The following is a 12394-nucleotide window of genomic DNA, read 5'->3' on the forward strand; positions in this document are numbered from 1 at the left end:
CGATGCGCTCAGCGCGCGAACGGCCACATCGGCGGCGTGCCGACCTGTCCGCGATGGCGCAGGAAATGGTCCGCCAGCACGCAGGCCACCATGGCCTCGCCCACCGGCACGGCGCGAATGCCCACGCACGGGTCGTGCCGGCCCTTCGTCACCACGTCGGCGTCCTCGCCATGGCGCGTCACCGTGTGGCGCGGGGTGAGGATGGAGGAGGTCGGCTTCACCGCGAAGCGCGCCACTACCGGCTGGCCGGTGGAGATGCCGCCGAGTATGCCGCCGGCATGATTGGCGAGGAAGACCGGGCGGCCGTCATTGCCCATGCGCATCTCGTCGGCATTGCTCTCGCCGGTGAGCGCGGCGCTGGCGAAGCCCTCGCCGATCTCCACGCCCTTCACCGCGTTGATGCTCATCAGCGCGCCTGCAAGGTCAGCGTCGAGCTTGCCGCAGATCGGCGCGCCGAGGCCCGGCGGCACGCCCTCGGCCACCACCTCGATCACCGCACCGACCGAGGAGCCCGCCTTGCGGATGCCGTCGAGATAGTCCGCCATGCGCGCGGCGGCCTGCGCGTCGGGGCAGAAGAACGGGTTGCGGCCGATTTCGGCGTCGTCCCAGTTGGCCCGGTCGATGCTGATCTCGCCCATCTGCACCAGCGCGCCGGTGACGGTGACGCCGGGCAGCACCTTCGCCGCGATGGCGCCGGCGGCAACGCGCACCGCCGTCTCGCGCGCCGAGGAGCGACCGCCGCCGCGATGGTCGCGCAGGCCGTATTTCACGTCATAGGCGTAGTCGGCATGGCCGGGGCGGTAGCTCTCCGAAATCGCCGAATAATCCTTGGAGCGCTGGTCGACATTCTCGATCAGGAAGCCGATCGGCGTTCCCGTCGAAACCAGCGTGCCGTCCTCTTCCGCGAGCGTGCCGGAGAGGATCTTTACCTCGTCCGGCTCGCGGCGCTGGGTGGTGAAGCGCGACTGGCCGGGGCGGCGGCGGTCGAGCGCGCCCTGCACTTCCTCCAGCCGGAAGCGGATGCCGGGGGGGCAGCCGTCGATGACGCCGCCAATGGCCGGGCCGTGGCTCTCGCCGAAGGTGGTGACGCGGAAGAGCTGGCCGAAAGTGTTGAAGGACATTGCGGTTCCGCTGCCGGAAATAAAGGGCCCGCGCGGCTTCTAGGCGCCCGCGCGGCGGGCGTCAAACGCCGTCCGCCCGGCCAATCTTGCCACAGGCCGTGGAGAATGGCGGCATTCGTGCTACATAGCACCAGCCAAGAGGCTTATCCCATCACCCATGCCATTATTTGAAATCGCTGTCGTAATCCTGCTCGTGCTCATCAACGGCGTCCTCGCCATGGCCGAGCTCTCCGTCGTCTCCGCCCGTCCGGCGCGCCTGCGCGCCATGGCCGACAACGGCACGCGCGGCGCGCGTCTCGCGCTGCAGCTTGCCGCCGATCCGGGGCGCTTCCTTTCCACGGTCCAGATCGGCATCACGCTGATCGGCATTCTCGCCGGCGCCTTCTCGGGCGCCACGCTCGGCGAGATGCTGGGCCGCTGGCTCGAAACCCAGGGCGTTTCGCACGGCCTCTCCGATGGACTGGGCTACGCCATCGTCGTCGCGGCGATCACCTATATCTCGCTGATCATCGGCGAACTCATCCCCAAGCGTCTGGCGCTGCAGAACCCGGAGAAGCTGGCGAGCCTCATCGCCCCGTTGATGATGCTGCTCTCGCGGGTCGCCGCACCGGCGGTGTGGCTGCTCGACATCTCCTCCCGCCTCGTGCTGCGCCTTCTCGGCGAGCATGGCCGCGCCGGCGAGAACAACGTCACCGACGAGGAGATCCGCGCCATCGTCGCCGAGGCGGAGACCGCCGGGGTGATCGACCCGGACGAGCGGCGGATGATCGCCGGCGTCATGCGCCTCGCCGACCGGCCGGTGCGCGCGGTCATGACACCGCGCACCGACGTCGACTGGATCGACCTCACCGACGATCCCGATGCGGTGCGCAAGACCATCCGCGAGACGCGCCACACCCGCATGCCCGCCTGCGAGGGCACGCCGGAGGAGAGCGTCGGCGTCATCGACATACGCGACCTGCTGGAAGCCTATCTCGACGGCGAGATGCCGGACCCCCGCCGCTTCGTGAAGCCCGCCGCCGTGCTGGTGGAGACGGCCGGCGCGCTCGACGCCATGAAGCTGCTGCGCCACGCGGAATCGCCGCTGGCGCTGGTGGTCGACGAATATGGCTCGATGGTCGGCATCCTCACCCCGGCGGACCTGCTCGACGCCATCGCCGGCTCGGTGGTGCTCGACGAGGCCGGGCAGGCCAAGCCCGACATGCTGGAGCGCGCGGACGGTTCCTATCTCATCGCCGGCTCGACGCCGATCGACGAGATGGGCGACCTGCTCGGCATCCGCATCCCCGCCGACGCCGATTTCCACACGGCGGCGGGCTTCGTGCTGCACGAGCTCAAGGCGCTGCCGCAGGAAGGCACCGTCTTCGAGACGATGGGCTGGCGTTTCGAGGTCGTCGACATGGACGGCCGCCGCGTCGACAAGCTGCTGGTAAGCCGCGCCGTGACGCCGCGGCGTCACGCGCCGCTGATGGGCTGACCGGCGCGGTGCCTCTCAGCGCAGCGTCGCCTCGCCGGTGACGATCGGGGCGGGAGCCGGCACGCCGCCATAGCGCGTGCCGACCCCGACCACAACGGTGACGATGGCGACCGCGAGGGCGGCGGCGATGAGCCCGTATTCGAGCCCGGTGCCGTGCGAGCGGCGGGCGACGGCGGCGCGGCGCCGCGACGCCAGCCCCCGTCCCGCCAGATCCCGTTCCACCATTTCTCTCATGGTCTGTCTCTGCCTGAACTCATCCGCAGGGCATCTGTCTGAACAGATTTTCTTGTGCGGCCACCGTGCGCCGCAGACCTTGCCCACGCGTTAAAACCCGCGCTCCCGACGGGGCGCGGCGTCCTGTGCTTCGGCCTGTGGTTAATGTTTGCCGCGCCGGAATGGTTAATGCTTCGCGGCGGCGCCAGCGCCTGAGGCGCGTCAGCCGCGCGGCTTGGCGCGACGGGTCGGTTCGGCCTCGGCCGGGTTTTCCGGCCAGGGATGGCGGGGATAGCGCCCGCGCATGTCGGCGCGCACGTCGCGCCACGAGCCGGACCAGAAGGCCGGCAGATCGCGGGTGAGCTGGATTGGCCGGTGCGCGGGAGAGAGCAAGGCGAGAGTGAGAGGCACGCGTCCGCCCGCGATGGCTGGGTGCGTCTTGAGGCCGAACAGTTCCTGAACGCGCACGCTCAGGCTGGGCCCGCCCTCGGCGGCGTAGTCGATGGGCAGGCGCGAGCCGGTCGGCACCTCGAAATGGCTCGGCGCCTCCTCCGCCATGCGCCGCGCCAGTTCCCACGGCACCAGCCCGGACAGCGCGCGGCCCAGTACCTCGGCGTCGATCTGGCCAAGCGCGGTGAGCCCGTCGAGCTGCGGCGCCAGCCAGCCTTCCACCTGCGCGGCGAGGGCGGGCCAGGAGAGGTCCGGCCAGAGATCGGGCGTGCTCGCATGGAGAAAACGGGCGCGGTCGAGCCACTGGCGCTGGTGATCCGACCAGTCCAGCCGTTCCAGCCCTCGCGCGGCCGCGGCGCGCGCGAGGGCGCGCGAGGTTTCGGGACCGGGCTTCAGCGCGGCGGTGCGCTCGGCGAGCACCAGCGAGCCCAGCCGGCGCACATGGCGCGCGCGCAGGGCGCCGGAGGCGGCATCGAAGCCGGTCTCGACGCCCTCGGCGATGGCGCCGCCGAATTCCGTCTCCAGCTCGGCCTCCGCGAGTTCCGCGGCGAGCAGGATGCGCGCCTCATCCGCCGTTCCGGTGAGTTCGGCGACGGCGAGAGTGCGTGCGCGGGCGAGCGGCGAGGCGGGGTCGAGCGCCGCGCCGCGCCCGTTGGCCAGCACGAAACGCCGCCCGTCGCCGCGCCCCCGCGCGATGCGGTCGGGGAAGGCCAGCGCCAGCAAAACGGCCGGCGAGGGGCGTGGGCCTCCCGCGCGGCCGGCGGTCAGCCGCTCCGCTTCGGCTGCCCAGCGTTCCGCCAGCCGGCGGGCCTCCTCGGCGCGGCGCGAGCGGTCGCGGGCGAAATCGTCGAGCCGGTGGGCGAGGTCGGGCGCGTCGCCGCCGAGTCCGCGCTCGGAGACGAGGGCGGCGATCCGGGCCGCCTCCTCGCCGGCACCGCGCCGGGCACCCTCGATCACCATGCGGGCGAGGCGCGGCTCCAGCGGCAGGCGGGCCATGGCGCGCCCGTCCGCGCTCACCTGTCCGTCCGGCTCCAGCGCGCCAAGCGCGACGAGGAGCGCGCGGGCCTCCTTCACCGCCGCGTCGGGCGGGGGATCGAGGAAGGCGAGCGTCGCGGGATCGCGCGCGCCCCAGACCGCGAGGTCGAGCACGAGGCGGGAGAGGTCGGCAGCGAGGATCTCGGGCGTGGCGAAAGCCGGCAGGCTCGCCGTCTCCGGTTCGCTCCACAGGCGCAGGCACACGCCGGGCTCGGTGCGGCCGGCGCGGCCGCGCCGCTGGTCGGCGGCGGCGCGGGACACCCGTACGGTCTCCAGCCGGGTCAGCCCGACGCCCGGCTCGAAGCGCGGTACGCGTGCGAACCCGCTGTCGACGACGAGGCGCACGCCCTCGATGGTCAGGCTGGTCTCGGCGATGGAGGTGGCGAGGACCACCTTGCGCCGTCCGGCGGGCGCCGGAGCGATGGCACGGTCCTGCTCGACGGGGGGAAGCGCGCCGTAGAGCGGGGCGATGTCGACGGCGGGGTCCGCGACGGCCTCGCGCAGCAGCCGCTCGGCACGGCGAATCTCGCCGGCACCGGGCAGGAAGGCGAGGACGGAGCCGCTCTCGCTTCGCAGCGCCCGCAGCACCGCCTCGACGATCTGCCGCTCGACCGGCGCGCGCGGGTCGCGGCCGAGATAGCGCGTCTCGACCGGATAGGCCCGGCCCAGACTCTCGATCACCGGCGCGCCCGCGAGCAGGGCGGCGACGCGGGCGCCGTCGAGCGTGGCGGACATGACGAGAAGGCGCAGGTCCTCGCGCAGCGCGCCCTGCGCATCAAGGGCCAAAGCGAGGCCGAGATCGGCGTCGAGGCTGCGCTCGTGGAACTCGTCGAACAGCACGGCGGCGACGCCGGAAAGCTCCGGGTCGTCCAGCATCATGCGGGTGAAGATGCCCTCGGTGATCAGCTCGATGCGAGTGTTCCGCCCGACCTTCGAGCCGAAGCGGGCGCGGTAGCCGACGCTCTGGCCGGCGGCCTCACCCAGCGTTGCCGCCATGCGCTCGGCCGCCGCGCGGGCGGCGAGGCGGCGCGGTTCCAGCACGAGGATCTTGCGTCCCGCCACCCATGGCTCGCCGAGGAGGGCGAGCGGCACGCGCGTCGTCTTGCCCGCGCCTGGCGGGGCGACCAGCACGGCGGCATTGCCCGCACGCAGGGCGGCAGTCAGTTCCGGCAGGGCGTCGTCGATGGGGAGGGGGGCGAGTGGCGCGGGCATGGCGCAGGGCTATACAGCCGGCTGGCCGATTGCGGAACTGTCGGGCGGGAACGTCATCCCGGAACGGCCTCGGCCGTATCGGGATCTTCCGCGAATTCGGCGCGCGATCCCGGACATTGCCTGCGGCAATTCCGGGATGACGATCTGAGCTTTCTAAGACGTCATCCCCGGGCTTGACCCGGGGATCCATGAGTTTCGGTCAAGCTGTGGACGGCCGGGCCAAGCCCGGCCATGACGGCGTGCCGCCGGAGAAGCTCCGCCGGGCGGCGTTTAGCCGGTCCGCTCAGAAGATCTTGTCGAGCACCCGGCCCATCTTCTCGACGATCTCGCCCATCTGGCTCTCGCTGACGATGAGCGGGGGGCTGACGGCGAAGGTGTCGCCGGCGGTGCGCACCATCATGCCTTCCTCGTGGAACAGGCGCTCCATGCCTTCATAGGCGCGCCGGCCGACGCCGTCCGCGCGCGACTCGAAATCCACCGCGCCGACGAGGCCGACGGTGCGGATGTCGAGCACGCCGGGCTTGGAGCGCAGCGTGTGGAAGGCGTCCGCCCAGATCGGCTCCATCTGGCGGGCGCGCTCGAACAGGCCTTCCTCGCGGTAGAGGTCGAGCGTGGCGAGCGAGGCGGCGCAGGCCAGCGGATGCGCCGAATAGGTGTAGCCGTGGAACAGGTCGATGACCGGATCGTCGCTCTTCACGAAGGTGTCGTAGATGTGCTTGCGCACCAGCACGCCGCCCATCGGCACCGCGCCCGAGGTGACGCCCTTGGCGAAGGTGATCATGTCGGGCACCACGCCGTAGCGCTCGGCGGCGAAGGCATAGCCGAGGCGGCCGAAGCCGGTGATGACCTCGTCGAAGATCAGCAGGATGCCGTACTTGTCGCAGATCTCGCGCAGGCGCTTGAGATAGCCGACCGGGGCGGGGATGGCGCCGGTGGAGCCGGCCATCGGCTCGACGATGACGGCGGCGATGGTCGAGGCGTCGTGCAGGGCGACGAGGTTCTCCAGCGCATCGGCGCGCTCGGCGCCCCACTCCGGCTCGCCCTTCGAGAAGGCCTGCTTCTCGCGGTTATAGGTGTGCGGCAGGTGGTCGATGCCGGGAAGCAGCGAGCCGAACAGCTTGCGGTTCGGCGACATGCCGCCGACCGAGATGCCGCCGAAGCCGACGCCGTGATAGCCGCGCTCGCGGCCGATGAGGCGGGTGCGCGTCGCGTTGCCCTTGGTGGCGTGGTAGGCGAGGGCGATCTTCAGCGCGGTGTCGCCGGCTTCCGAGCCCGAATTGCACAGGAACACGTGGTCGAGATCGCCCGGCGCCAGCGCGGCGATGCGGGCGGAGACCGCAAAGGCCTTGGGATGGCCGTACTGGAAGGGCGGGGCGAAGTCCATCTCGGCTGCCTGCGCCTGGATCGCCGCGACGATCGGGTCGCGGTTATGGCCGGCATTCGCGCACCACAGGCCCGCGGTGGCGTCGAGCACGGCCCGGCCTTCCGGCGTGTAGTAGTGCATGTCCTTCGACCGCGACAGCAGACGCGGGCGCGCCTTGAACGCCCGGTTGGGCGTAAAGGGCATGAAGAAGGCTTCCAGATCGTTCGGGCTGGCGGCGGACGAGTAAGCGGACATGGAGAACTCCGGCTGAAACGGCTGGTGGGACGGGCCGCGCTTTTTTAGTCATGTATAATGCGTGAGCATCGGACGCTCACGAGAAATAATCATGATGTGATCACTTTCCCTTCTGCCGTGTCGCAGGGCGCCTTGACCGCGCACCCCCTTCACGGCCATCAACTCGCCGCAAGCCGTGATAAAGTCACCTTGCGTCAGGATTCCCCGCCTCGCGGAGAAGGCCGCCGGTGCCCGTTCCGGGACCGGACCCAGCACAGGACCGCGCAGTGCCCGAGAGCACGACCGCCGGCAGCGCCGACACCGCCACGGTAACGGCCGCAGTCCCCGTCAGCGTCCCGCCCGAGACGGTGCGGCGGGCGCTCGCGCATGTGCTCGATTCCGAGGAACTGCGCTCCTCGCCCCAGCTCTCCAACATATTGCGCTTCGTGGTCGAGGCGACGCTTGAGGGGCGCAGCGAGGCCATCAAGGGCTACACCATCGCCGTCGAGGCGCTGGGCCGCGACGCCTCCTTCGATCCGCAGGCCGACCCCATCGTGCGGGTGGAAGCCACCCGGCTGCGGCGCGCGCTGGAGCGCTATTACGCCGGCGCCGGCGCGGCGGACGAGATCGAGATCGTGGTGCCGCGCGGCAGCTATGTCCCGCAATTCGTGCCGCGCGGGCTGGCCGCCGGGGAGCCCGTCGCCGAGCTTCCGATCGTGGAAGAGGGGCCGTCCGCCGAGGCGGTGCCCTTGCCGCCGCGCGGGTCCGCCCCATCTCCCGCCGCTCCCGTGCCGCCCGCCGCGCCGCGCCGCCGGCGTCCGCTGCGTGCCGCCGCGCTCGGCCTGTTCGCGCTGCTGGCGCTGATGTTCGTCGCCGGGCTGGCGGCGGAGACCTTCGACCCGCCGGGCTGGCGCGCGCTGATCACCAGCGCCGCCTGGCAGCCCATCGAGCGGGCCAACCGGCTGGGCATCCCGCTGGTCGAGGTGCGCGCCTTCGACGCCACGGGCGGCGCGCCGCTGCCGCCGAGCGAGATCGCCCGCAGCGCCGGCGCGGTGAGCAGCGGCGATTTCACCGCGCGCGCCATCGAGGTGCGGGTGCGCGACGCTCTCGCCCGCTTCGACCTGCTCGACGTGCTGGCGAGCCCGGATGCGCGCCCCTCGCTGCGCTGCAGTGCCGAGGGCACCTCGCCCCATTCGGTGTTCGCGCTCGGCGGGCTGGTGGAGAATCATGACGACGGCAGCCTCTCGCTGCTGCTGCGCCTCTCGGACCTGTGCGACGGCACCATCGTGTGGTCGCACGAATTCGACAGCCTGCGGCGCGGCGGCGACCCGAGCGCGGCCGAGGTGGCGCTGGTGCGCGACATCATGGCCGCCATAGCCGAGCCCTACGGCATCATCCAGGCCCGCGCCCGTGCCCGCGTCACCGCCGCCGGCGGGCCGGCCGTCGCCGGGCCCTATGGCTGCGTGCTGATGGCCTATTCCTACTGGCGCTCCTATGCGCCGGGCGAGCACGACCAGGCGCGCGACTGTCTGGAGAAGGCGGTGCGCGCCGACGCGACCTTCGCGCTCGGCTATGCGCTGCTGGCCGAACTCTATCTCGACGAGGTGCGCGCCGGCGCCAATCCGCGCGCCGACGCGCCGGCGCTGAACCGGGCGCTCGCCGCCGCCGAGCAGGCGGTCGAGCTGGCGCCGACCAGCGCCTATGCGCGCCGCGTGCTGATGGACGTGCATTTCTTCCGCGGCGAGCGCGGCGCCACCGTCGCGGCCGGCGAGGCGGCGCTGGAGCTGAACCCCTACGACGTCGACATCGTGGCCGATTTCGGCGGCCGGCTGGTGGCGCTGGGCGAGGTCACGCGCGGCGAGGCGATGCTGGCGGGAGCGACGCAGGCGGCGCCCGGCATGCCGCCCTGGGTGGACTATCACCGCGTCATCGCCGCCTATCTCAAGGGTGACGCCCCGGCGGCGGCGGCGGCGGCCGACCAACTGATGGGCGAGGGCTATGCGCCGGGCCTGCTCGCCCGTGCGCTGGCCAGCCATATGTCCGGCGAGGACGAGGCGGCACGCACGGACCTGCGCAAGCTGGTCGCCGTCGCACCGGCGTGGAAGGACGAGCCGGAGGCGATGATCCACCGCTTCTTCCCCGATCCGGCGATCGCCCGGCGGGTGCGGGCGGACCTTGCCGCCATCGGCCTGCCCCTGCCGGGCACGGCGGCGGCAGCGAACTGACGCCGCGCCGGCTCCGACGCCGCGTGGCGGGCCGGCGGCGAAGCGGTTATAGCTGTCTGCGCCTTTCCCCGCCTGACATTCGCTACTCGGGACCTTTCCATGTCGGACAGCTTCGATCTCGCCATCATCGGTGCGGGCGTCGTCGGCCTCGGCCACGCCATCGCGGCGCGCCGGCGCGGCCTGCGCACCGTGGTGATCGACCGCGACGCGCAGGCCAACGGCGCCTCGGTGCGCAATTTCGGCTTCGTCACCGTCACCGGCCAGCAGCGGGGCGAGTGCTGGCGGCGCGCCCGGCGTTCGCGCGACATCTGGGCCGAGGTGGCGCCCGCCGCCGGCATCGGGGTGGTTCATCAGGGGCTTCTCGTCGCCGCCCGCCGGCCGGAGGCGGTGGCGGTGCTCGACGCCTTCCTCGCCACCGAGATGGGGGAGGACTGCACGCTGCTCTCCCCCGCCGAGGCGCGCGAACGCCTGCCGGGGCTGACCGGCGACGTTCGGGGTGCGCTGTGGAGCCCGCACGACCTGCGCGTCGAATCCCGCGAGGCGATCCCCAAGCTCGCCGCCTGGCTCGCCGCGCAGGGCGTCGCCTTCCGCCGCGAGACGGCGGTGACGGGCGTCGAACCGGGGTGCGTACACACCTCGTCCGGCAGCATCGACGCCGCCCGCATCGTGGTGGCGCCGGGCGACGATTTCCACACGCTGCTGGGCGAGCGCTTCGCACCCTACGGCCTCACCCGCTGCAAGCTGCACATGATGCGCGTCGCCGACCCCGCGCTCGGCCGGCTTCCCGGCGCCGTGATGACCGACCTCTCGCTGGGGCGCTATCTCGGCTATGCGGAACTCCCCGAGGCCGAGCCGCTCAAGCGCCTTCTGGCCGCCGAGCAGGCCGAGCACCTCGCCCATGGCGTCCACCTCATCGTGGTGCAGTCGGCCGACGGCTCGCTGGTGGTCGGCGACAGCCATCATTACGGCGCGACGCCCGACCCCTTCGCGCCGGAATTCGTCGACGCGCTGATCCTCGACGAATATGCCGCGCTGTTCGGCCGCCGCCCTGCGGTGGTGGAACGCTGGACCGGCACCTATGCCTCGGCACCCGACCGTCTCGCCTTCATCGACCGGCCGCACCCGCATATCCGCCTCGTGGTGGTGACGAGCGGCACCGGCGCCTCCACCGGCTTCGCGCTGGCGGAAGAAGCGGTGGCCGAACTGTTCGACTGAGGCGCTTTTGCCGAAGGGTTTCTCCCGGGTCCCGGATCGGCGCTGCATTTCATGCAGCTTGTCCGGGAAACCCGTGCCCCGGACCAGTGACGCCGCAGGCGGAGCGCCGCTCCGGGACCCAGCGAAGACTCTTCCGCCGTGCCGGTTCCCCCGCGCGGCCATTGCCGCGCCGCGCCCCATCCTCTAAACCCGCGCCGACATTCGTGAAGGACGGCGCCACATGGCCAAGGACAAGCCCACCAAGCTCCGCGCCCGCATGCCGCGCGGCTTCGCCGACCGCGGCCCGGCAGAGCTTGCCCCGACGCGGGCGATGCTGGAGACCATCCGCAAGGTCTATGAGCTTTACGGCTTCGAGGCGCTGGAGACCCCGTTCATCGAATATACCGATGCGCTCGGCAAGTTCCTGCCGGATCAGGACCGGCCGAACGAGGGCGTGTTCTCCTTCCAGGACGATGACGAGCAGTGGTTGTCGCTGCGCTACGACCTGACCGCCCCGCTCGCCCGCCATGTCGCGGAGAATTTCGACCGGCTGCCCAAGCCTTTCCGCAGCTACCGCGCCGGCTGGGTGTTTCGCAACGAGAAGCCCGGCCCCGGCCGCTTCCGCCAGTTCATGCAGTTCGACGCCGACACGGTGGGCGCCCCGACCGTGGCGGCCGATGCCGAGATCTGCATGATGATGGCCGACACGCTGGAGGCGCTGGGCATCGCGCGCGGCGACTACGTGATCAAGGTCAACAACCGCAAGGTGCTCGACGGCGTGCTGGAGGCCATCGGGCTCGGCGGCGACGAGAATGCCGGGCGCCGGCTCACCGTGCTGCGCGCCATCGACAAGTTCGACAAGGTTGGCATTGCCGGCGTGCGCGACCTGCTGGGTGAAGGCCGCTGGGAGAACCCCGAGGCCAAGAGCGGCGACTTCACCAAGGGCGCGGGGCTGGATGAAAATCAGAGTCTTAAGGTTCTTGCCTTCGTTTCTCTTCAAGCCGGATCGGTAGAACTCCAGAACGTGACGTCGAGTGTTCAGGCTGGACTCGCTGTTGAGGGCGAAGTTCTGACGTTTCGCTCTGACGCCGGAAGAGAGTCGTACTTTATCGAGACCAGCAGGGGCGTGCTCGATGGCTTGATGGGGCACTTCGGCGACAACCTCACCTCTCGCGAAGGTATCGAAGAGTTGGCGGAGATCGCTCGACTTACCGAGTCGGCGGGCTATGACCGTGACCGCATCCGCATTGACCCCTCCGTCGTCCGTGGCCTCGAATATTACACCGGGCCAGTCTTCGAGGCCGAGCTGACCTTTGAGATTCCCGACGAGAAGGGCCGTCCCATGCGCTTCGGCTCGGTGGGCGGCGGCGGGCGTTATGACGGGCTCGTCGGGCGCTTCCGGGGGGAAGCCGTGCCGGCGACGGGTTTCTCCATCGGCGTCTCGCGCCTCGCCTCGGCGCTTTCCCGTCTCCAGACCGAGGCAACGCCGGAGTTCGGCCCGGTCGTCGTCGTCGTCATGGACCGCGACCAGACCGCCCATTACATGGGCCTCGTGGCGAAGCTCCGTCAGGCGGGCATCCGCGCCGAGATGTATCTCGGCAACCCGAAGAATCTCGGCAACCAGTTCAAATACGCCGACCGCCGCAACTCGCCTTGCGTCGTCATCCAGGGTTCGGACGAGCGCGCCGCCGGTCAGGTGCAGATCAAGGACCTGATCGAGGGCGCCAGGGCCGCCGCCGCCATCACCGACAATGCCGAGTGGCGCGAAAGCCGCCCGGCGCAGTTCGCCTGCACCGAGGGCGAACTGGTGGAAAAGGTGCGCGAGCTGCTCGACCATCACGGCGTCCCGCACGGCGCCAAGCTGGCCTGA

General features: G+C 71.3%; 8 protein-coding genes. 4 read left to right on the forward strand and 4 right to left on the reverse strand.

Annotation, left to right across the window (positions count from 1 at the left end; translation table 11 throughout):
- Positions 1-8 precede the first annotated feature (8 nt).
- A complete protein-coding gene (aroC, locus tag MWN33_RS04180; RefSeq protein WP_247199028.1) occupies positions 9-1121 on the reverse strand; it encodes a chorismate synthase in 1113 nt (370 codons plus the stop codon).
- Between the two features lie 157 nt (positions 1122-1278).
- On the opposite strand from aroC, the gene MWN33_RS04185 reads away from it, so the two are divergent.
- Positions 1279-2598 carry a hemolysin family protein gene (locus MWN33_RS04185; protein WP_247199031.1) on the forward strand — a complete coding sequence of 440 codons (1320 nt, stop codon included), beginning with the start codon at positions 1279-1281 and terminating at the stop codon, positions 2596-2598.
- 15 nt (positions 2599-2613) lie between these two features.
- Here the strand turns inward: MWN33_RS04185 and MWN33_RS04190 are convergent, their stop codons facing one another.
- From MWN33_RS04190 to aptA, 3 genes are all read right to left on the reverse strand, one after another.
- A complete protein-coding gene (locus tag MWN33_RS04190) occupies positions 2614-2832 on the reverse strand; it encodes a hypothetical protein (RefSeq protein WP_247199032.1) in 219 nt (72 codons plus the stop codon).
- A gap of 201 nt (positions 2833-3033) precedes the next feature.
- The gene (hrpB, locus tag MWN33_RS04195) at positions 3034-5508 is read right to left on the reverse strand and encodes an ATP-dependent helicase HrpB (protein WP_247199034.1); all 2475 of its coding nucleotides are present in this window, start codon (positions 5506-5508) and stop codon (positions 3034-3036) included.
- A 283-nt stretch (positions 5509-5791) separates the two neighbouring features.
- The gene (gene aptA / locus MWN33_RS04200; RefSeq protein WP_247199036.1) at positions 5792-7126 is read right to left on the reverse strand and encodes an omega-aminotransferase AptA; all 1335 of its coding nucleotides are present in this window, start codon (positions 7124-7126) and stop codon (positions 5792-5794) included.
- A 266-nt stretch (positions 7127-7392) separates the two neighbouring features.
- On the opposite strand from aptA, the gene MWN33_RS04205 reads away from it, so the two are divergent.
- The 3 genes from MWN33_RS04205 to hisS all read left to right on the forward strand — a co-directional run bounded on the left by MWN33_RS04205 (position 7393) and on the right by hisS (position 12394).
- Entirely contained in the window at positions 7393-9330 is a 1938-nt protein-coding gene (locus MWN33_RS04205) for a tetratricopeptide repeat protein (RefSeq protein WP_247199038.1), read from the forward strand.
- A gap of 99 nt (positions 9331-9429) precedes the next feature.
- On the forward strand, positions 9430-10545 hold the full coding sequence (locus MWN33_RS04210; protein WP_247199040.1) for a TIGR03364 family FAD-dependent oxidoreductase: 1116 nt from the start codon (positions 9430-9432) through the stop codon (positions 10543-10545).
- Positions 10546-10765: 220 nt separating this feature from the next.
- Positions 10766-12394, forward strand: coding sequence for a histidine--tRNA ligase (gene hisS / locus MWN33_RS04215; RefSeq protein ID WP_247199042.1), 1629 nt, complete (start codon positions 10766-10768; stop codon positions 12392-12394).

Origin of the sequence: Ancylobacter koreensis (assembly GCF_023016525.1) — a bacterium.
Classification (GTDB): Bacteria; Pseudomonadota; Alphaproteobacteria; order Rhizobiales; family Xanthobacteraceae; genus Ancylobacter; species Ancylobacter koreensis.

Coding starts and splice junctions, on each gene's coding strand:
- MWN33_RS04210 (WP_247199040.1), top strand. CDS start 9,430: ATGTCGGACAGCTTCGATCTCGCCATCATCGGTGCGGGCGTCGTCGGC.
- aroC (WP_247199028.1), bottom strand. CDS start 1,121: ATGTCCTTCAACACTTTCGGCCAGCTCTTCCGCGTCACCACCTTCGGC.
- MWN33_RS04185 (WP_247199031.1), top strand. CDS start 1,279: ATGCCATTATTTGAAATCGCTGTCGTAATCCTGCTCGTGCTCATCAAC.
- aptA (WP_247199036.1), bottom strand. CDS start 7,126: ATGTCCGCTTACTCGTCCGCCGCCAGCCCGAACGATCTGGAAGCCTTC.
- hrpB (WP_247199034.1), bottom strand. CDS start 5,508: ATGCCCGCGCCACTCGCCCCCCTCCCCATCGACGACGCCCTGCCGGAA.
- hisS (WP_247199042.1), top strand. CDS start 10,766: ATGGCCAAGGACAAGCCCACCAAGCTCCGCGCCCGCATGCCGCGCGGC.
- MWN33_RS04190 (WP_247199032.1), bottom strand. CDS start 2,832: ATGAGAGAAATGGTGGAACGGGATCTGGCGGGACGGGGGCTGGCGTCG.